The sequence below is a fragment of the Pantoea sp. CFCC18179 genome, from assembly GCF_059412405.1.
Window position 1 is genome coordinate 1 of sequence record NZ_JBNBPM010000016.1, and the last position, 21,049, is coordinate 21,049.

The 21,049-nt window shown below is 51.1% G+C and carries 16 protein-coding genes; 7 read left to right on the top strand and 9 right to left on the bottom strand.

All coding sequences use genetic code 11. The annotated features are described in order from the left end of the window. Positions 1-94 (top strand): IS3 family transposase (locus ACPUC7_RS21165; RefSeq protein ID WP_494923428.1); only part of this gene is annotated, 94 nt, incomplete at its 5' end. A 449-nt stretch (positions 95-543) separates the two neighbouring features. Further along, positions 544-1,299: an SDR family oxidoreductase gene (locus ACPUC7_RS21170; RefSeq protein ID WP_494924396.1), complete on the top strand. Its 756-nt coding sequence runs from the start codon at positions 544-546 to the stop codon at positions 1,297-1,299. Positions 1,300-1,506: 207 nt separating this feature from the next. On the opposite strand, the gene ACPUC7_RS21175 is transcribed toward ACPUC7_RS21170, so the two are convergent. From ACPUC7_RS21175 to ACPUC7_RS21195, 5 genes are all read right to left on the bottom strand, one after another. Beyond that, positions 1,507-2,514: a substrate-binding domain-containing protein gene (locus ACPUC7_RS21175; protein WP_343550316.1), complete on the bottom strand. Its 1,008-nt coding sequence runs from the start codon at positions 2,512-2,514 to the stop codon at positions 1,507-1,509. Positions 2,515-2,550: 36 nt separating this feature from the next. After that, on the bottom strand, positions 2,551-3,528 hold the full coding sequence (locus ACPUC7_RS21180; RefSeq protein ID WP_494924397.1) for an ABC transporter permease: 978 nt from the start codon (positions 3,526-3,528) through the stop codon (positions 2,551-2,553). Between the two features lie 74 nt (positions 3,529-3,602). After that, a complete protein-coding gene (locus tag ACPUC7_RS21185; RefSeq protein WP_494924398.1) occupies positions 3,603-5,108 on the bottom strand; it encodes a sugar ABC transporter ATP-binding protein in 1,506 nt (501 codons plus the stop codon). Further along, the gene (xylB, locus tag ACPUC7_RS21190) at positions 5,105-6,622 is read right to left on the bottom strand and encodes a xylulokinase (protein WP_494924399.1); all 1,518 of its coding nucleotides are present in this window, start codon (positions 6,620-6,622) and stop codon (positions 5,105-5,107) included. Before xylB ends, ACPUC7_RS21185 begins: the two co-directional genes overlap by 4 nt. A gap of 2 nt (positions 6,623-6,624) precedes the next feature. Then, positions 6,625-7,659, bottom strand: coding sequence for an NAD(P)-dependent alcohol dehydrogenase (locus ACPUC7_RS21195; RefSeq protein WP_494924400.1), 1,035 nt, complete (start codon positions 7,657-7,659; stop codon positions 6,625-6,627). Positions 7,660-7,878: 219 nt separating this feature from the next. On the opposite strand from ACPUC7_RS21195, the gene ACPUC7_RS21200 reads away from it, so the two are divergent. After that, positions 7,879-8,421: a D-lyxose/D-mannose family sugar isomerase gene (locus tag ACPUC7_RS21200; RefSeq protein WP_494924401.1), complete on the top strand. Its 543-nt coding sequence runs from the start codon at positions 7,879-7,881 to the stop codon at positions 8,419-8,421. An 81-nt stretch (positions 8,422-8,502) separates the two neighbouring features. Then, positions 8,503-9,504 (top strand): LacI family DNA-binding transcriptional regulator, encoded by a 1,002-nt coding sequence (locus ACPUC7_RS21205; RefSeq protein WP_494924402.1) that lies wholly within the window; start codon positions 8,503-8,505, stop codon positions 9,502-9,504. On the opposite strand, the gene ACPUC7_RS21210 is transcribed toward ACPUC7_RS21205, so the two are convergent. Continuing rightward, positions 9,505-10,017, bottom strand: coding sequence for a GNAT family N-acetyltransferase (locus tag ACPUC7_RS21210; RefSeq protein ID WP_494924403.1), 513 nt, complete (start codon positions 10,015-10,017; stop codon positions 9,505-9,507). A 139-nt stretch (positions 10,018-10,156) separates the two neighbouring features. Here ACPUC7_RS21210 and ACPUC7_RS21215 point away from each other — a divergent pair, with 139 nt between their 5' ends. Further along, positions 10,157-10,762, top strand: a complete 606-nt coding sequence (locus ACPUC7_RS21215) for a LuxR C-terminal-related transcriptional regulator (RefSeq protein WP_494924404.1) — start codon at positions 10,157-10,159, stop codon at positions 10,760-10,762. A 20-nt stretch (positions 10,763-10,782) separates the two neighbouring features. Here the strand turns inward: ACPUC7_RS21215 and ACPUC7_RS21220 are convergent, their stop codons facing one another. The 3 genes from ACPUC7_RS21220 to ACPUC7_RS21230 are packed head-to-tail and all read right to left on the bottom strand — an operon-like array spanning position 10,783 to position 18,297. Next, positions 10,783-14,391 (bottom strand): transporter substrate-binding domain-containing protein, encoded by a 3,609-nt coding sequence (locus ACPUC7_RS21220; protein ID WP_494924405.1) that lies wholly within the window; start codon positions 14,389-14,391, stop codon positions 10,783-10,785. A 9-nt stretch (positions 14,392-14,400) separates the two neighbouring features. Continuing rightward, complete coding sequence (locus tag ACPUC7_RS21225; RefSeq protein ID WP_494924406.1) at positions 14,401-15,051, bottom strand: response regulator; 651 nt, start codon at positions 15,049-15,051, stop codon at positions 14,401-14,403. A 54-nt stretch (positions 15,052-15,105) separates the two neighbouring features. After that, on the bottom strand, positions 15,106-18,297 hold the full coding sequence (locus tag ACPUC7_RS21230) for an autotransporter outer membrane beta-barrel domain-containing protein (RefSeq protein WP_494924407.1): 3,192 nt from the start codon (positions 18,295-18,297) through the stop codon (positions 15,106-15,108). Between the two features lie 425 nt (positions 18,298-18,722). Between ACPUC7_RS21230 and ACPUC7_RS21235 the strand changes: the two genes are divergently transcribed. Together ACPUC7_RS21235 and ACPUC7_RS21240 are read left to right on the top strand one after the other, a co-directional pair. After that, the gene (locus ACPUC7_RS21235) at positions 18,723-19,718 is read left to right on the top strand and encodes a sugar phosphate isomerase/epimerase family protein (protein ID WP_494924408.1); all 996 of its coding nucleotides are present in this window, start codon (positions 18,723-18,725) and stop codon (positions 19,716-19,718) included. A gap of 206 nt (positions 19,719-19,924) precedes the next feature. Then, positions 19,925-21,028: an NADH:flavin oxidoreductase/NADH oxidase gene (locus tag ACPUC7_RS21240; RefSeq protein WP_494924409.1), complete on the top strand. Its 1,104-nt coding sequence runs from the start codon at positions 19,925-19,927 to the stop codon at positions 21,026-21,028. Positions 21,029-21,049 lie beyond the last annotated feature (21 nt).

The following is a 21,049-nucleotide window of genomic DNA, read 5'->3' on the forward strand; positions in this document are numbered from 1 at the left end:
GTACATACGCTGGTATAACGAGGAGCGTATTAAAATCTCATTAGGTGCAATGAGCCCGGTGAAGTACCGGCAGCATCTGAGGATCTCAACATAACCAGTCCAACAAAATATCCGCATCTCCAAAGCGGACATTACTACTTTGCCTCCTCAATCCAAGTACGCATAATGTATATTATGTTAAATTAAGTATCTCAGGACGCACCCAAAATCGATTATTCATCTCACCTGCTTCGATCTATTGTAGTGCGCGCATTCATTTTCATCACTCCAGGGCATTCAGTCTTCGTCCACAGCTAATGTAGACATCCGCAAATTGTTGCTTTAGATTGTTCCTGCATTTCATATCTGACTTGCCGTAGGCGTTACCGTCATCCAACGCGCCCTGTACCGGAATGGGCCTCTGCTGAGGGAAACCGGAACAGCGCCACGGCATATCTCCAAGTCTGCAACTTCTTGCATCCGCAGGAAAGATTTAATTTAATCTGACACTATTTGGTTCGGTGCGCGTGGCCTTTCAATCATTATGAATGACAAGGCAAAATCATGAATCTATCCAATAACACCATACTCATCACCGGCGGAACCAGTGGCCTTGGCCGTAAATTGGCCGAATCTCTGAGCGACCGGGGTAATACCGTCATTATTCTTGGCAGATGCCAGAAAATGCTGGATGAAATGATGGCAAAACGCCCTGCTATTTCTGGCTTTGCAATAGATGTGAACGATGACAATGCTCTGCAAAATTTTGCCAGCATTATACGCAGGCAATTTCCTCGACTGAATGTTCTGATTGCCAATGCCGGCATTTCTCAATCCGAGGATTTAACCTCTGAGCATTGGAATGCCAACGTCGCAAATCAAATCGTCATGACCAACATCATGGGCGTTATTCGTGTCATTGCGGCCTTTCTACAACAACTGAAAGATCAGCCTCAGGCGACTATTATGGCTACGAGTTCGGCATTAGCAGCTGTTCCACTTGCGAGCTTCCCGACTTATTGTGCCAGCAAAGCATTTATCCATTCGTGGTTAGTCTCAATGCGCCACCAATTGCGCAACACCTCAGTTGAAGTGTTAGAACTTCTCCCACCTTATCTGCAAACAGCGCTAACGGGTAATGAACAACTTAGCGATCCTCGCGCAATGCCGCTGGATGAATATGTTCACGAAATTTTAGGAATGATTGCGAGAAACGACATATCCCGCGGAGAAATATTATTAGAACGGGACTATGCGCGACGCTGGGCCGAGCGTGACGGACGCTATGATGAAATATTCAGTATGATGAATCCTGACTGATCAAGACGGGCTACGGAGAGATTTGTCCGTTGCTCGGTTGTCTTCTTCATTATCCTGATTAAAACAAACCGCTCTAAGAAGCTGATGATGGTTATGAACATCATAGGTTTATGTATGTTGTAACTAGATAACCTAAATTCATACCTTAAGTATCAACTTTGGAATGCCTACCCGCTCTCCCCAAACCGCAGGAGAGCGGGCAATCAATTACTTACGTGCATCCAGCAGTTGCTGAGCGTTGTCCGCCGTTACTGTGGTCCACGGAATATAATAATGCTTCGCGGTGCCACCATCCCAGTTCAGGTCTTTGGCATACTGTTTCCAGATATCCGATTGCGGCTGATAGCTGTCGCCCTTAACCGCACGTAACGCGACGTCGATCGATCCCTGCATTTGGCCTTTGGCATCCTGCAAAATCGACACCATTTCACCGGCCTGCACCGCATGAATTGCATCTGAAACGCCATCCACACCGGCGATGGCGAAGTCTTTCACATTCAAGCCAGCGCCCTTGATCGCTTCAATCGCGCCCAATGCCATTTCATCGTTCTGGCCAATCACACCATTGATTTTGCCGCGATGTTTTTGCAGCCAGTTTTCCATCAGTGGTTGCGCTTCAGCACGTGACCAGTTAGCCGTTTTGCGTTCTAAAACGGTGACTTGGCCTGCGCCACATTCGGCGATGGCTTTATCATTGCCCTTGCCGCGCTGGATCTCACCACTGCCGCCTTTTGGCCCTTCGATGATCACCACATTCACTTTTTTGGTTTTACATTCCAGCTTGTCCAGCACCGCTTTGGCTTCGAGATAGCCGCCCAACTCATCGTTTGATACCACTTCTGAGGTCATTGCTTCGGTATTCAAGCGCGCGTTGGTCACCACCACTGGAATTTTGGCTTCATTGGCATTGGTAACTATGTCGATATTGGCTTCAAAATCCATCGGGTTAACGATGATCGCGTCGGCACGCGTCTGGATTGCGGTAGCCGCCTGATCGTTTTGCACCGAAGCATCATAGCGTCCATCATAGAAAGTCAGCACTGCTTCGCCACTTTTCACCGCTGGATGTTCTTTGCCGTAACGCTCCATCAACTGCACGAATTCGGCTTTGTTGCCGTACATCAACACGGCAATTTTAACCGGCGCAGCTTGGGCAATTGTCATGCCCCCCATCATCATTGCCGAGGCGAGCAATGCGAGTTTGGTCATTTTCATTGTTTTTCTCCTGGTAGGGTTTTTATATCAACAGAGTTAGTCACGTTGTTGTTTACGTGAAGGATCAAGCAGTACCGCCACTACAATCAAAGCGCCTTTGATGATCTGCTGGTAATACGACTGCACACCGAGCAAATCGAGGCCATTGTTCATTACGCCGATGATCAGCACGCCAAAGAAGGTGCCAACCAGCGTACCGACGCCGCCCGCCATGCTGGTGCCGCCGATGACCACCGCCGCAATCGCGTCCAGTTCATAACCCGCACCGGCATTGGTTTGTGCCGAACCGGTACGCGCCGTCAGAATCAAGCCAGCAATGCCCGCCAACGCGGCGCACAAGGTGTAAACCAGCACTTTAATGCGCACTACGTTAATGCCCGATGTGCGAGCACTTTTCGGGTTGCCGCCCACCGCATACACGTAGCGACCAAAGATGGTTTTATTGAGTAATAACCAGGCCAGACCAAACAGAATCAGGAAGATGATCACCGGCAAAGGAATGCCCGCCATGTAGCCATTGCCGAGCCAGCGGAAGTCGGGATTTAATTGTGAAACCGGGTTGCCGCCAGTGGTTAACATGGTTAAACCGCGCGCCGCAGACAGCATGCCCATGGTGACGATAAATGGCTGGAGGCGATAACGCGCCAACACAGTGCCGTTGATCAGGCCACAGACAATGCCGATGCCCAATGCGACAATCATCGGCACCATCACCGCGGTCGCCGTATCGCCAATCGATAAACCGGCATTGGTGGTAGCGAAGCGTGCCGCGACGATGCCGCTTAACGCCAGCACCGAACCCACCGATAAATCCACGCCCGCTGTGATGATGACAAAGGTCATGCCGATGGCGAGAATGCCGTTGATCGACACCTGACGTAACACGATCAACATGTTCTCATTGCTGAGGAAATAGTTGCTGCTCCACGCGCCTTGCGCGACCTGATATTCACCAATTGCCGCCACAATCAGGCAAAGTGCAAAGAACGCAATAATGATGCCGTACTTATGCATACGCCGTTTATTGCGCGTGAAAAATGAAACCCCGGGTGTTAAAGATTGCGTACCGTTCATGTTTTTTCTCTCTATTAAACCGCTAACTTCATGAGTTCGGCTTGAGTGGCGTCGGCTGCCGACAACTCACCGGCTAACTGGCCATCGCGGAACACCAATATGCGATCGCTCATGCCGATGATTTCCGCCAGCTCGGATGAAACCATGATGATTCCTTTGTTTTTCAAAGCGAATTCCGACATAAAGCGGTAAATCTCTTTCTTCGCGCCCACGTCAATGCCGCGCGTCGGTTCATCCAGCAGCAGTACTTGCGGATCGAGCAGCGCCCAACGCCCCAACACCACTTTTTGCTGATTGCCGCCGCTCAAGTTGCCGACGATTTGTTCGCCGTCCGGCGTTTTGACGTTAAAGCGTTTGATCATCTCGTTCGCCCGCTGCTGCTCGCGCTTTTCATTGATGAATCCCGCACGGCTGATGCCACTGAACGACGAGATGTTGATGTTTTCACTGACCGAGCGGCACAGCACCAATCCGGTTTCTTTGCGATCTTCCGTGACATAAGCGATGCCAGAATCAATGGCTTCTTTCGGCGAATGGCGTCCCAACGTTTTATCGCCCAACCGAATGGTGCCGCTGTCAGCGTGATGGACACCAAACACCAGATCGAGAAATTCGCTACGTCCCGAACCAACCAAACCATAGATGCCGAGGATTTCGCCGCGCTTCAGATGCAGGCTGATATCATTGATTTTGTTGCGCCAACGTAGATTGTTGACCTCCATCATCACCTCTTCGCCCGGCTGATTGAACTTGGCGAATTCACTGTCATATTCTCCGCCGATGATGTGTTCGATCAGCTGTTCACGCGTGATTTCGGCAATAAAACCTTCCTTGATATACGCGCCGTCGCGGAAAATAGTGTAGCTGTCGGCAATCTGGAAAATCTCCGACAAACGGTGCGAGACATAGATAATGCCCTTGCCTTTTTCCGCCAGTTTTTTGATGGTCTGGAAGATTTTCTGCGCATCTTCCTCACCAATCGCCGAAGTCGGTTCATCCATGATGATGATGTCGGCGTTGGCGTGTGACAGCGCTTTGGCAATCTCGACCAATTGCTGCTCGGCAACGCTGAGATTGCGCATCTTCTCGGTGGCCGAGATCTGGAAATCCAGCTCCTTGAGCAGCGCGGTGGTGCGCTGATTTAAGGTGGTGAAATCGACAAAACCGAAGCGCTTAGGTTCGCGACCGAGCCAGATGTTTTCTGCCACAGTGAGATCGGGAATCGCGCTAAGCTCTTGCTGCACAATCGCGATGCCAGCATTTAACGCTTCTTTCGGATGATGAAACTCACAGCGTTCACCGTTAATGAAGATGTCGCCGCCATCCGGGCGAATAAAGCCCATCAAAATGCTGAGAAAAGTCGATTTCCCTGCACCGTTGCCACCGCACAGCGCGTGAATTGAGCCGCGACGCAGGCAGAATTCGGCATTTTTCAGTGCCACCACCGGACCAAAGGCTTTGCGTACGCCTGTGACTTCCAGCAAATAAGCGGGCTGTTGGGTTTGTGCATCGTGTGTCACAGTTGCACCTCCGGATAGGCTTGTTGCAGGCGTTGCAAATAGCGCTGATACAACGCGTCATATTGCTGCTGGCGTGCGGCATCAGGCTGCGTGCGGGTTGATTCATCCAGTGAAACAAAGCGCTGGCAAAGTTGCTGCAACACGGCGTTAGCATCTTGCTGCGCATCATCGGCCAGTGTGGTGGCCCACATCGCCTGAATCGCGCCGCCAAGGGCCGCCGTCTCTTTCACATCCGGGCAAATCACCTCGCACCCCATCACATCCGCAACGATTTGCCGCCAGCGTGCGCTGCGTGCCCCGCCGCCGGTCAGACGAATTTCACGGGCATCGATGCCTTGCTGACGAAACAGCTCAATGCCGTAACGCAGGCCATAAGTGGCGCTCTCCACCACCGCCATGCACAGATTGGCGCGGGTAAAATTATCGCTATCGAGGTTGTGCAAACTGGCGCGTGCATGCGGTAACTGCGGTACGCGTTCACCGTTAAAAAACGGCAGCATTTCCACACCACCCGCACCCGGCGCCGCTTGCTCCAGCAGCGCGTTGAAGCCCGCGATATCTTCATCGAGTAAAGATTGAACCGCAGTGGTCGCCGACGTCACATTCATGGTGCAAATCAGCGGCAGCCAGCCGTTGGTGCTGGAGCAGAAGCCAGCGATCATCTCCGATTCAGCAACCACCGGCGCATCGGCGCAGGCAAATAGCGTGCCGGAGGTGCCGAGACTCATGGTGACCGTGCCCTGCGCAATGTTGCCGGATCCAATCGCCGCCATCATGTTGTCGCCGCCGCCAGTGGAAACGCGGGTGCTAGCGGACAATCCCAGCTGTTCCGCTGCCTCCGCTCGCAGCGTGCCAATGCATTGATTGGCGCTAAGTAACTTAGGCAAGGCGTTCCACAAGCGACCGCTATCGTCGATCAGTTCCACCACATGCCGATCCCATTGGCGCGTGCGCACGTTCAACAAACCGGTGCCGGAGGCATCGCCGTATTCGGCAACACGTTCGCCAGTTAGCCAGAAATTCAGGTAGTCATGCGGCAACAGCACCGTATGCAGACGTGACCAGCTTTCAGGATGCTGCTGCTTAAACCACAGGATTTTCGATGCGGTATAGCCGGTGGCGATCATCACACCTAATTGATCCAGCGAGCCTTTTACGCCGCCTAATTGCTGTAACAGCGCATCGTTTTCCGCCGCGGTTTCGGTGTCGCACCACAATTTGACGCTATGCAGCACTTCACCGTTTTCATCTAACGGCACAAAACCGTGTTGCTGACCAGAAACGCCGAGTGCCTCGATCTGCTGACCGTTGACACCTGCATTTTCCAGCGCCTGCTTAAAGGCAACGATCAGCGCATCGATCCACCATTGTACTTCCTGTTCGCGACGTCCATTGGAGTCGCTGATCAGGCGATGAGTGGCGCTGCCTTCACCGAGAATCACGCCTTGTTGGCTGTCGACAATCACGACTTTGGTGCCTTGTGTACCACAGTCAATGCCAGCAAAAAGCGCCATGATTACTCCATTTCCAGCATGATTTTGATGTCGGAGGCGTGGCCTTCAGCCGCGCGTTCAAACGCGGCAACGCTTTCTGCGAACTTGTAGGTTTGGGTGATCAGCGGTTGCACGCGCAGTTTGCCGCTGCTCAGCAGACGCAAGGTGCGGGGATACATGTTGGCGTAACGGAAAATGGTCTTGAAGGTGATCTCTTTGGCCTGCGCCGCGACAATATCCATCGGCGCCGCATCAATTGGCATGCCGACCAGCACCGCTGTTGCGCCCGGCGCGGCATGCGTGGCGATACTGGCGATAGCCGGTTTCGCGCCGCTGCACTCAAACACCACATCAGCACCGTTGCCGCTAGTCAATGCCGCGACTTTGCCTGCTAGATCGCCGGTTTTGATATTCACCGCGTGCAAACCTTGATAGTTGGCGGCCACGGCCAGTTTTTCATCGAATAAATCGCAAATGATCACGTCGGAACAGCCACCCGCCAATGCAGCCAGCGCGGTTACCACGCCAATCGGGCCTGCGCCAATCACTAACGCGATATCACCCGGTTTAATGCCCGCTTTGGTGGCGGCGTGCATGCCGATAGCTAATGGTTCAACCATCGCGCCTTCGGCGAAGCTGACGTTGTCCGGCAATTTGAAGGTAAATGCGCCCGGATGGATCACGGTTTCACGCAGGCAGCCGTGAATCGGCGGCGTGGCCCAGAAGCGCACGGCAGGATCGAGGTTGTAAATACCGGCGCGCGACTGCGCAGAGTTAAGGTCGGGAATGCCAGGCTCCATACAAACGCGATCGCCCACTTTCACGTGCGTGACACTTTTGCCGATCGCCACCACCACGCCAGACGCTTCGTGCCCTAACACCATCGGCGCGTTAACCACGAAAGGCCCGATTTTGCCATGCTGATAGTAATGAACGTCGCTGCCGCAAATGCCGACGGAATGAATTTTGATCTGCACATCGTTATCGCCCAGCACCTCATCAAATTCGCGATCTTCGATGGCAATCTTCCCGGCTTGTGCCAAAACCAATGCTTTCATATGCGCCTCACCTTAATCATTTTGATGGTATCGATATCATTTTCTGCTGGCGATATTGCGACAACTCTGGTGAGAGATCTGTGATGTTTGTTATATTTTGCTCAAAAATGTAAACGAATAGGATTATGTCGCGTGTGAATTAGCGATATTCATCACAGAACATTGCCACATAAGCCATGTTCAATGACACCGATACCATTATCTTGATTGGAGAAGAGGATGAGTCATTCAACTGAGCACACGCAACGTACGCTAGAGTTTTTGCAATTGGCTGGCATGGTGTTGACCGATGATGAACGGCAACGTATTGAAATTGCGTCATTTGGTTTACCGGATTACCCGATTTCAGGCTTGCAGCTACTAACCTATGTCAATTCACCACGCTACTGCGCCAAAGAGTTGGTGCTATTCCCCGGACAAACGTGCCCAGAGCATCTGCACCCGCCTTTTGATGGCACGCCGGGAAAACAGGAAACCTTCCGCTGCCGCTGGGGCGAAGTGTATTTATTCGTGGATGATGACAATCTAACGCCCAATGACACCAGCGGCAGCAAAGTCTGTCAGGTGCCAGAAGGCAGCGAAGCCTGGTATACCTGCACGCGCTATATTTTGTTAAAGCCCGGCGAGCAATACACCATTGCACCGAATACGCGCCATTGGTTCCAGGCCGGAGAGAAAGGCGCGGTGGTGTCGGAGTTCTCGTCGGAAAGTCGCGATGAACTGGACATTTTCACCGATCCACGGGTCAACCGCTTAGCGTAAAAACAGCGTTCGCGTCCTGCTGCCAAATCTGTCATGATTCGTTAATGATACAAAATGATGCTTTTCACTAAGGAGTTGCTTTTGGCTGTTGGGCGAGGACGAAAGGCAACGCTAGCCAGCGTTGCAGCACAAGCGAACGTCAGCAAAATCACCGCCTCGCGTGCGTTTTCGCAGCCGGATAAAGTGCATCCGGAAACGCTGCAACGTATTCGCGAGACGGCTGAGCAACTGGGTTACGTGGTGAACACCGCAGCGCGCAGCTTGCGCGCTAAATCGAGTAAAACCATTGGTATCGTCAATCCCGACATGGCGAACCCGTTTTTTGGTGGCTTGACGCGTCTCATGACGCTGGAAGCGCAAAAAATGGGTTATGACACGCTGGTGTTTGACTCCTATGAATCGCAGGAAACAGAAAATCGCATTATCGACAAACTGATTGGCTACAACGTTGATGCGATTATTTTGTCGGTGATCTCTAACGATCAGCATTACCAACCCGCTTATCTCAAGCGATTGGAAACGCTGAATATTCCGGTGGTGCTGGTCGACCGCGAACTGGATTCCCGCCACTGTAGCGGCGTCTACATTGATAATCTTGATTGCGGCTTGCAGGCCGGGCGTTGGTTACTGGAGCAAAATGCGCAGCGTGTGGTGGTGGTTTCCGGGCCGGAAAACTCCAACGTGGCACGCGAACGTGTGATCGGTATTCAGGCCGCATTGCAGGGAAAAGTCAGTTCGTTAGAAGTGCTGCACGCCGATTTCTTTATGGATATCGCCTGGCAGGAAACCAGCCGCTGGCTGAGTCAAAATCCCGCGCCGGATTATTTCGTCGGATGTAACAACCAGATTTCATTGGGTATTGTGAAAGCCTGCATTGAACATAAGCTCGCGCTTAGCCAGCAGGTTTCGTTGTTCAGCATCGACGAAGTTTCACATGCCGGCATTTATGGTTTCCACTTCCCTTGCGTGTCACATGATTTGCAAGAAATCGCCTGGCAAGCCATGAATCTGGCGATTCGCCGCGTCAGCGATGCCGAAATTAAGTCGGGAAAAGTCATCGTGCGCGGCAAAGTTATCGCTTGATTACGATTGCGCTAGCGACAATTCATACACTACGCACGGCACATCGTAATGGGTTTCGATACCTCGATAGTTCATCCCCAGGCGTTGCATAACCTTTTGCGAGGCCTGGTTTTGTGGATCGGCAACCGCGACTAAATAGTCAACGCCAATCTGCTCAAGCGCAAACTGCACAATCGCCTGCGCGGCCTCGGTCGCGAAGCCTTTGCCATGATGATTGGCATTCAGTCGCCAACCGATTTCTAGCGGCGCGCCATCCTGATTAGCCAGATGTTGCAAGCAAGCCGCGCCAACTACTTCACCAGACTCTTTTTCACAAATCGCCCACCAGGAAAAACCGTACTGCTGCCAGCGCTGCATCACCCGTTCAATGGTTTCGCGCGTCTCTTCTGGGGTTTTTACCTTGCCGTTGCTGATATAACGCATGATCTCAGGATCATTTTCCATCGCTCGTAAGCCAGCGAAATGCGCGTGTTGGAAAGGTTCAAGGCGCAAACGCGTCGTCTCTAATTGCATAGCAGCTCCTGTTTTGTCATGGCATTGCCTACATCCTAACAATATTTCAGACATTTCATACAAACCGCCCTTGCCCGCTCTGATTTTTATCCGATGGGTATCTCTGTCTAATAAGGAAATTCTTGGGATGGAGGTGAACATGTTGTCATTAACGGTAATCGACAATAACAAATGGATTTCTGAAGGTATTTCGCGCTTTTTTGCTGGCAAATTTATCCAGGTGAGAAATATAGGACAAGAAGGCCTTGATGGCGTTCTCAGCCAAATAGCGGGAACGGATGTGCTGATCACCGAGTTAACCGCTTACGGGCGCGACGTGCAGTTCTTTACTGAGCTATTGCTTAAAGTGCAGTTTTCATCACCGGCAACCCGCATTGTGGTACTGACGGAACTGCATGAAAGCGCGGTGATCAGCTACGTGGCTAGCGTGCTACCCAAAGTCACTTTCCTGGATAAACAGTGCAGCTTAAAAGAGCTATCGAATGCGGTGCTGGGATTACAAAATGCAACAGCATTCGAGCAAAGCGCGCGTCGTACCAAACAAACGCTGTCACCACGCGAATTTGGTTTGCTGCGGCTATTGGGGCAAACCAGCAATCTAACCGACATTGGCCATTCACTGAGACTGAGTTGCAAAACCATTAGCCATCATCGTCAGAGCATTATTCGCAAGCTGAATTGCTCAAGCAATAAAGAGTTTTTTAGTCGATTGAATCGCATGGGTTATCAAGCAAAAGGTGTGTAAGCGCATCGTAGGATAGCCATTTATATCGACTTAGTAATTCTGGCGATTTCTGCCCGGATTTCTGCCAGCAACTCTCGTCCAGCCCCAGCAACATTGGCACGTGACGGCGAGGTTTGCTGGCAAATCTCCTCCAGCGCAATGCATTTAGCTACCAGCACACTCGCGCCGGTGATTGCGGCGCTACCTTTAATCTTGTGCGCCAATTCACTAAGCTGGCCGCGCTCATCGCTGCTTAGCGCGACTGTCAACGCAATGACATCCTGCTGATAACTTTGTGCTAATTCAGTGCGCAACTGAGTTTTCCAATGCTCATCACCAGCAGCAAGTTTTAACCATCCCTCTTCAGTTGCCTGCGAAGTCACCAAGCCGATACGCTGTTGCAAATCCTGCAAGGTGCTGGGTTTGAACAAACAATCATCCATGCCGGCTGCGCGACAATGTTCACGCTCTTCAGGTAAAGCATTGGCCGTAAAGCCAAGAATTAAACAAGCCGACACATCTTGCTGTTGTTCCTCTGCGCGAATCGCCTGCGCGAGCTGATAACCATCCATTACTGGCATGCGGCAATCGGTAATAACCACATCAAAATGCTGCTGGCGCCATAGAGAGAGCGCCTGAGCGCCTTCGGCGGCTTCTTCCACATGATGTCCAAGGAAATTCAACTGACGGGTTAACAACAATCGATTAACGCTTGAATCGTCAGCAATAAGAATGCGCAACGGCAATGTTTTTGTTTTCAGAGGCAATTCAGCGACAGGTGGGATTTGTGCAACCTCATCTGGCAGCGTATCCGCCAACACGCGCACTACTATCTCGGTCCCCTTACCCAACTGACTGTGTAACTGGATATCACCGCTCATCTTTTCACACAGTGTTTTACAGATAATCAGCCCCAGTCCGGTCCCACGTTTTACCTGATCGCTGTGATTACCCACCTGACTGAACGGGGTGAATAACTTCTGTTGATCGGATGCGCTAATGCCTTTGCCGGTATCGCGTATCGTGGCGACAATCATCCAACGAACGCTTTGGGTTAACGTCACCGCGACGTTCACACTGCCGCTGACGGTAAACTTGATCGCATTGCCAATCAAATTAGACAGGATCTGTTTAAAACGCAGAGGATCGAGCCACAATTCCGGCCCAATTTCCGGATCCAGGGTTAGCTGTAGTGCGAGGTTTTTCTGTGCGGCCATACCGGAAAATACCCGCACCACAGACTGGCACAACGTCTGGACGTTGCAGCGTTCAGGCTGCAACGTCAGTTTGCCGGATTCAATGCGCGCGATGTCCAAAATATCGCCCAGCAGTTCGACTAACTCATTGGCTGAATTGGCCGCTACATCTAGCGCCTGACGATCAACGCGATTTTTATCTGCCGACTTACACGCCATTTCCAGCATGCCTATCACCGCATTCAATGGCGTGCGAATTTCATGGCTCATAGTGGAAAGAAACTGTGTTTTGGCGCGATTAGCATCTTCTGCTTGCTCTTTGGCGAGATGCAGCTCTTCCAGTAATTCCCGACGCTCACTGATATCCAACCAGCCGCCAATCACACCTCTGACCACACCGCTGGCATCCCGGTATGGCAGCAGCCAATGAAAAATAGTTTTTTGCGTTTCTGAAGGGAAATGCCAAAAGGTACGATCTTTAAAGATCGGCGTACCACTGCTTAATACACGATAGAAATCCTGAACGTACAGATGGGTTTGCTCATCGTTCTGGAATATGTTGCTATTCAGTAACGATTGATTAATGACTTGCGCACGTGTGGCGCCTAAATCTTGCAAATAGCTTTCATTACATTGGGTCAAGTTGCCTCTGGCATCACGAATGTAGGTGGCATTGGGCGTGCCGTTAATCATCACATGCATGAATTCCAGTTGATCGTTTAATGCGCGCTGCACCCGTTCTTTGATGCGAATCTGCCTGCGCAGCCAGATCGCCCACAATAACGAAACCAACACCAATGCGCTGGCAAAAGCCGCCGCGCTGTAAATAACCAGTCGGTTCTCACGCCAAAAATTATCTGCCGACACCATATTATTCGGTCGCCACAGATTACCAATCACATCCATTTCGTCTGGCGGAATACTAAGCATGACTTTGTCGATAATACTCAGCAGTTCTGGCGACCGCGGCGGGACAGCGAAGGAAATAAAGGCGGGCGATTCGTGCAGCGTGGCAACAATTCGCATACGACTGCGGTAATAGCGCGCAATTTGATATTCGCTATTAGCCAATGTATTCGCCGCAGCATCCACTTCGTTGTTATTCAGCATGGCGAGTACATCGCTGGCACTTTTGGCTTCGACTAATTTGATTTGCGGGTAACGCGCGCTTAAATAAGTCGCCATACCGGTGCCTTGAATCACTGCTAACTTTTTACCGCTCAATTCGTTGAGATTGCGCGGTGCATTAGTTTGCTGGCGCACAACCATGACAAAAGCACTGGTGAAATAAGCACGGCTAAACAACAAACTATTTTTACGTGTAGAACTCGGTGTCAATGCACCGATCATATCGGCCTTATCTTCCTGCAATAATCGTTGCATGTCGCCGACATCATTGGCGCTGACGAGCTCAAAATCCAATCCGGTACGCAGCCGAATTTGCGACATCATATCGATTGTGATGCCCCGATAGTTGCCCTCATCATCAGTAAAAGTGAGCGGTGCGAAACCATCAATGGCAACCACACGCACCTTATTATGCTGCTGAATCCATTGCTTTTCTTCATCGCTTAGTTTGAATATTTGTTGATTTAACACGCTCGCGCTGCGTCCGACATGCCAACGCTGCAAAATGTTCAATCGCTCTTCATTATTCACTTCTTGTAGTGCGATGTTAACGATCTGCTGCAACACAGGGTTTTCTGCGTTTAAACCAAATGACAAGGTTTTGGCGGGGAAGTCAGCAAAACGCACCACGCGAATATTGTTAAGAAAATTACGGCTGATGGGATAAAGGTCGCCAAGAAAAATATCCGCATCGCCAAAAGCCACCGCGCCAATCGCCTGTTGATAGCTAGGATACGTTTGCACGCTGGCTTGTGGATATTGGCGTTGCACCCACTCTAGCGGCAGATAACCGCTAACCATGGCGATGTGCTCACCCGCCAAATCCATGCTGGGTGCCCGGCTGCTATTGCTGCGCATGGCCAATATTGATTGTTCGCTGGCATAAGGTGCGCTGCGCACCAAAGGAATCGTGCTGCGTTCAAATTGCGTGACGGCACCCAGCAAATCAATCTCGCCGCGGCTCATCGCTTCTTCAGCCGCCTGCTGGCTGGTGAACAAGCGAATTTTCACCGGTTTATTAATGATGGCGGCAAGCAATCCAACGTAATCCGCAGTGATTCCCTCCAACTCCACTTTGTTATTAATTACGGTAAAGGGCGGATAAGCTGGACGAGCGATTCCCACCACCAATTGCGGTTTCTGCCCCAGCCACTGCTGTTGTTCACGATTAAATTGCAGCGACGGCGGATGGTTGAGTTGGGGGGAACGGCTGAGCAGTTTGAGATTCAGGACTTGCTCGGCAGCCGAGACCATGGCCTCATTGAGCACGTAGCAAGAGGCAAACAGTAAAATTGCTAAGCCAATCTTTCTCAATGAATTCATCATGAGTTGTCGCTAACCCACCAGATTATTACGGTTAGCGATAACAATCAGATCCACCAGCGTTTTCACCCCCAGCTTGGTTAATAGGCGGGTTTTATACGTGCTGATGGTTTTATTACTCAGCGTCAGTTCATTAGCGATCTCCATATTGGTGTAACCGCGTGCAAGGTAAATCAACACCATCATTTCACGATCGGTCAACGTGCCAAGTTTATCTGCTTCGGTTTGGACGGAAGAACGGGATGAATCCGCCGAGACAAAATCATCCGCCGGGAAAAACGTATAGCCGGCACGTAACGCGCGAATGGCATCCAACAGGCCATCCTGAGTTTCCGTTTTCTCAACAAAGCCCGACGCGCCCGCCTGGCGGCAGCGACTGGCAAAGGAAGCCGCGCTTTGCGAGGTAAATACCAGTATTTTGGCGACCATACCGGCCGCGCGCGATCGAGCAATCACTTCCAACCCATTGATGGTCGGGATCGCGATATCTAAAATCACCAGATCAGGTTGTAAGCTACGCATCAATTGCAGTGCATCGGCACCGTCAGACGTTTTCCCGATGACGTCGATATTTTCCCGGGTCAGCAACATCTCCACCGCCGTGCGCACCACGGGATGATCGTCGACAATCAGAGCCGTCACTACTTTGCGGGTTCCTGACATGGTTAAACTGTCCTGTAAAGAAGAACCGGGTGGCAATCACCCGGCTATTGTTGATTAGAAACTGATTTTGATGCCCATTGCAGCACTGGAATCACGATATTGATTGTTGCCTGCCTGCTGGCCGACGCTTCCCCAAAGATTGATATTATCGTTGAGTTGGCTTTCCAAACCGACACGCAGTTCCGCGATATCTTTTGCTCCCTGTGCCTTCACCTGTACGCCATCCAGCGTGGTGGCAAAGTTTTTGCTGTTATTGATCCAGTTGGCTTCCAGATAAGGTTTGAATACCGTATCGCCCGGCGTTTTCATTGAAGCGCGCAAGCCCAAACGCGACTGCACATTGCCATCGCCCTGACTGCTGACGCGGGTACCATTGGCTTCCGTGACATCATCCGCTTTTACGCCCATCCAGATAAATTGTGCATTAGGTTCAATGAAGTAGCTGTTTTTAAAGCTATCTTCCCCTACCTTCCAACTATAGCCACTTTCTAATGAAGCGGTGAAACCCCGCGACTGATAACGCTCGGCGCTAAGGTGATCACCATTGACACTGTTATTGAACCAACTGTACTGCAACCAGCTATCCACATAGGCGCCAGTTTGCAGATTAGGCTGCTGATACCAGGTACCATAAACACCGACATTGTAGCCCGTCGTGTGGCCCTGAGAGCGGTAGCCGGTGATGCTGGAATCCGTGTTGCTGCGAGCATTGCCGTAACCCGCCATCGCCCCCAAATGCAGGCTATCGCTACCGGTGAAGCTGCCTTGTGCCACATCGCCACCTAATTGCAGCACATAGCGATTGGTTTGGGTTTTCAGTTGCCCGCTGCTATCACGCACTTGCTGATGACCACCAAGATTGCGCATCCACAAGCTGGTTAATTTCTTCTCGCCGGTCAGAGCATCTACATACGAAGTTTCACCTCCGCGATCATGTAAACGAAGGTTAAACAGCGTGTTGGTCGCGGCGATATTGGCGATATAGTTGCCGGCTTCCGGGCGCAGCGTCATTTTTTCTGCTGGCAGCGGCGTAATGACCGGTTTGCCGCTATCACCCTCCTCACCCACTGGATCCGGCTCAGTCACCGGGCTTATTCCACTGATCAAATACCAGTTTTTGCTATTGCTACCAGTTCCGCGCTGCAATTGATAGTCGTAAGCGCCGGCGACAATACGCCCCTTCTGCGTAAATTCGCCGTTAGATTCGCCGCCGACAGTGATCAATTCAATACCCTGCAAGGTTTGTGCACCGCTACCGCCGGCTTTATGCACAGCAACTTGCGCAGTGCCGGATGTATTGCCCTTCACAACCAACTGATCATGGCTGGATGCATCATCCGCCAGCACGCTGTTCATCACTAATGTGCCGTTGGCAGCTTCAAAGTCACCATCGACGGTGAGCGTACTGAATCCACTCTCTTTGCTATCAAAGACAATCTCACTGTCTTTCATATTGAGGCTGCCGACGTCCGAGTCAGCCGTCATGGTCCAGCGGCTGCCATTATCCATTGTCAACTGATGCAGACCGATGGATGCGCCTTGCCATGCAGAAGCGTTGTCAAGCGCAATCAGGCTGTCACGGGTATAAAGATGATCGATATCCGCATCACCATACAGCTGAGATCCGTTGGTGGCATTGAGTTTGATAAAATCTGCTACCTGATTAGTACTATTAGCCGTTCCACCCTGAATGAGAATTTTGCCATTCAGTGTTGAAGCATCGGCATTGATTTGCAGTGATGAAGCCGCATCGCTTTTCGCCGCCACATTATCAGATTGAATCAGCGTATTAATCAGATTGACTGTTTGTAGTCCGGTATAATTTGAACGAATAGCAGCGGCATTGCTGCCATTTACCACGACATTTGAATTCGTTAACGTTGCATTAGTTTTGCCAGTACCACGACTCATATAAATGCCCGCAGCAAACAGGTTATCGGCATTATTAATTGCAATATCAAGGTTATCTGCCAGCATCGTGCCATCGAAACGGGTGGTAATTGCTGTTCCACCACTGTTGCCGACAATGGTGACATCAGCCAAATTTGCTATGCCATTATCGACGTAGATTCCTTCAGATTGCACCATCCCATCGCCCATCGTCAGGAGGCTATTTTTCAAATTAAGCTGCATTGCTCCCTGCGCCCAAATGATGGGCCCATTGAAGTCGTTAGTCTGCGTTAACTTTAGATTGTTACCATCAAAGCGGGCATCCTGAACCCAAACTGCATTACCCGCACTACTGAGATTTAGCGAATCTGCTTTGATGATCGCACCGGTATTGGCAAAGATAGCGGCCGCGCCATTAGTGTATCCAACCAAACCTAACGACGTCGTATTGAGATCCATGTTGCTAACGTCGACGGTTGCGCCACTCGATGCCTGAATTGCATGGCCGTTGGCACCATTTGTATTGATTGAACCGCCATCCAACGTTACTTGCGTATCCGCGCCGGTTGCCAATACACCACGCGCACTGGCATTGGTGGCGGTAATAGCAATATTGGATGCATTAACCGTACTATCAACAGCGTAAATTCCATGACCCCCTACGCCATTGGTTGTGAGCGTGGCATTGTCGAGATTGATATTACTGCCGTTGCTGGCGGTCATCGCCGTGGTGGTACCGCCGCCTGAACCGGTGGTGGTGATATTCAGTCCATTAATATCTACGCGGGAATTGTCCACCAGCATGCCGTTTTTGCTGCTGGTAATACGCACATCGTTGCCCGTTAATGCGCTGTTTTCGCCCACGAATAAAGCGGAAGTGCCTGAAATGGTTGAAAGTTGACTGTTAAGAATGTTGCCCGTCGAGCCGCTGAGAATAGTCATTGTTGGAGCAATGAAGGTTTGCATGGTGCTATTGCGCACATCAAAGTTCGCCCCATCTTCTACCTGAACAGCATTTGCAGTGGGTGCTGATGCACTGATAAATCCATTATTAAAAATAGCGTTGGCCGCTGCGCCTTTCACAATCATCGCGGACTCGGCTCGTGCGGTCATTACGGTTTCACCGTCAAAGTTTGTCGTGGTGTTATCGACAACTTGCGGGTTAGAAGCATAAGACGCACTGCTGATCGCCAGTAAGCCGCCAGCAGTGATCAGAGGCAGCATTTTTGTAGATTGAGAGGTTGCTGGAATGGCACCGCTAATTTGATTGCTTTTTCCACGACTGCTGGCAAGTTCAGACACCGCCACCATGCAACGCAACGAATGATTCCAAATCACGCGGTAAACTTTATTCATTTCACTATCTCTTCAAGCAAATTAAGTAACCTGAGTCGCGAAAAAACTCACCGCAATGCAGGCAGGATTTTGTTGAAGAGGACTATAAGAAACCGAGGTCAACTAGATTAGTCTGATACATCCCATAGTTTTGTAGGACGCGTCTGATCAGACATCGCCTGGACGATTAATACTCCGTTATAGGTATGGATCCGTAGGCCGCTACGCTATGTGCAACCTTCCCTGTTCCCGATGAAGAAATTTCCCATCAATGTTTTGCGCAAATTTTGTGTGATTGCGCTTGCATTTTCGCCACCTGCCGCTGGTTAACGCGTCACGTCAAGGCGCAGAATGGAATATATAACCATTAATGAATATATATTCACATCTAAAAATCATCAGCCAGAACAATGACGATTAGCGCAATCATCTGAGGAGAATGTCTTATGAGTAGCTACACCTATCCAAAATTCGGTGCCGGTTTATGGCACTTTGCCAACTATATCGACCGGTACGCCGTTGATGGTTATGGCCCGGCGCTCAGCACCTTAGATCAGATCAAACTCGCCGGCAGCGTTGAAGACCTTTCTTACGTTGATGTGCCCTATCCATTCACCGAAGGCGTGACCGTGGCGCAGGTTAAACAAGCGCTGGAAGATGCCGGATTGAAAGCCATCGGCGTTACACCTGAAATCTATCTGCGCCGTTTTTCTCGCGGTGCGTTCACCAACCCGGATGCTGCGATCCGCAAACAAGCGTTTGATTTGATGCATGAAGCCGCAACGGTGGTGCGCGAATTAGGCGCCAACTACGTCAAGGTCTGGCCGGGACAGGATGGTTGGGATTATCCGTTCCAGGTCGATCATAAGAATCTGTGGAAAATGGCGGTGGACGGCATGCGTGAATTGGCGAGCGCTAATCCTGACGTCAAATTTGCCATCGAATACAAACCCCGTGAGCCGCGCGTAAAAATGACCTGGGATTCGGCGGCGCGCACCTTACTGGGCATTGAAGATATTGGTCTGGATAACGTCGGCGTACTGCTGGATTTCGGTCATGCGCTGTTTGCCGGTGAATCGCCAGCCGATTCCGCCCAGCTCATTATCGATCGCGGTCGCTTGTTTGGTATGGACGTCAACGACAACCTGCGCGGTTGGGATGATGATCTCGTAGTCGGCACCGTGCATATGACGGAAATATTTGAGTTCTTCTACGTCCTGAAGATCAACAATTGGCAAGGCGTGTGGCAGCTCGATCAATTCCCGTTCCGCGAAGATCATGTTGAAGCCGCCAATCTGTCGATTCGCTTCCTCAAGCACATTTACCGCGCATTGGATAAGCTGGATATTGCCGCTTTGCAGGAAGCTCAGCGTGAACAAAACCCACTCAAAGCGCAGAAGATCATTCAGAACGCGCTGTTAACCAGTATTGAGCAAGAGTAATTCCGCAAGACGGTGGCCATGGATGGCTACCCAACAAATGTTGGCACTTTCCGCTTAACTTCCCTTTTCTATAACATTCAAACTCATCGCACTCTACAATTTAGCGGTCACCATAAATGGCGCCCCTACAAAAGCCTGCACAACATCGTAGGGCCGCCATTTATGGTGACCGATTTTCGCACTCAACTATTAATCCTGAGGTTCCAATGAGTTTACTGTTTAGTGCCACGCAACTGGGTAAGTTAACCCTCGATAATCGCATCGTGATCGCCCCAATGTGCCAATACTCAGCGCAAGACGGTAAAGCCAGCGCCTGGCACCGCATTCATTTGGGCCAACTGGCGCTTTCGGGCGCGGGTTTGCTGATCATCGAAGCGACCGCCGTCGAGGCCGAGGGGCGTATTTCTCCCGGCGATCTCGGGTTGTGGAATGATGAAACCGAATCAGCGCTCGCAACGGTTTTGCAGGACATTCGCCAATACTCAAACATGCCGATTGGCATCCAACTGGGTCACGCCGGACGCAAAGCCTCATGTGCTGCGCCGTGGCAAGGTGGTCATCAATTGCCACTTGAACAAGGTGGCTGGCAAACTGTTGCGCCTTCCGCCCTCGCCTTTAATGCTGAAGACCGCCCGCCGGTAGTCTTAGAAAAACAGGATTTGCAGCGTTTGAAGCAAGCCTTTGTCGCCAGCGCCAAACGCGCCGAGCGTTTAGGCATTCAACTGATTGAGTTACACGCTGCGCACGGTTATTTACTCCATCAATTCCTGTCACCGTTGAGCAATCAACGTGATGATGAGTACGGCGGCTCGCTGGAAAATCGTCTGCGTTTCCCGTTGGAAGTGTTTAACGCGGTGCGTGAGGCATTGCCGCCATCCGTCGCGGTTGGCGTACGACTTTCGGCCACAGATTGGGTTGACGGCGGTTGGGATGTCGAGCAATCCGTTGCCTTTAGCCAAAAACTGGAAGCGGCGGGATGTGATTATGTGCATGTATCGAGCGGCGGCCTTGCCGCGCAGCAAAAAATTAGTGTCGGTCCGGGCTATCAATTGCCGTTTGCGCGTGAAATCCGCCAGCAGGTGAAGATGCCAGTGATTGGCGTTGGTTTGATTACCGAAGCACAGCAGGCTGAAAAGGCGTTGCAGGAGGGTGATGCCGACATCATCGCGTTGGCGCGTGCGGTGTTATATAACCCGCACTGGCCGTGGCAGGCTGCCGCTGAACTTAATGCTCAGGTGCAAGTGCCGCCACAATATCTGCGTTCAGAGCCACACGGTTTGAAAGGCACGTTGGTAAGCAATAAGCGCTAATATGGCGCAAAACGGTGCGCA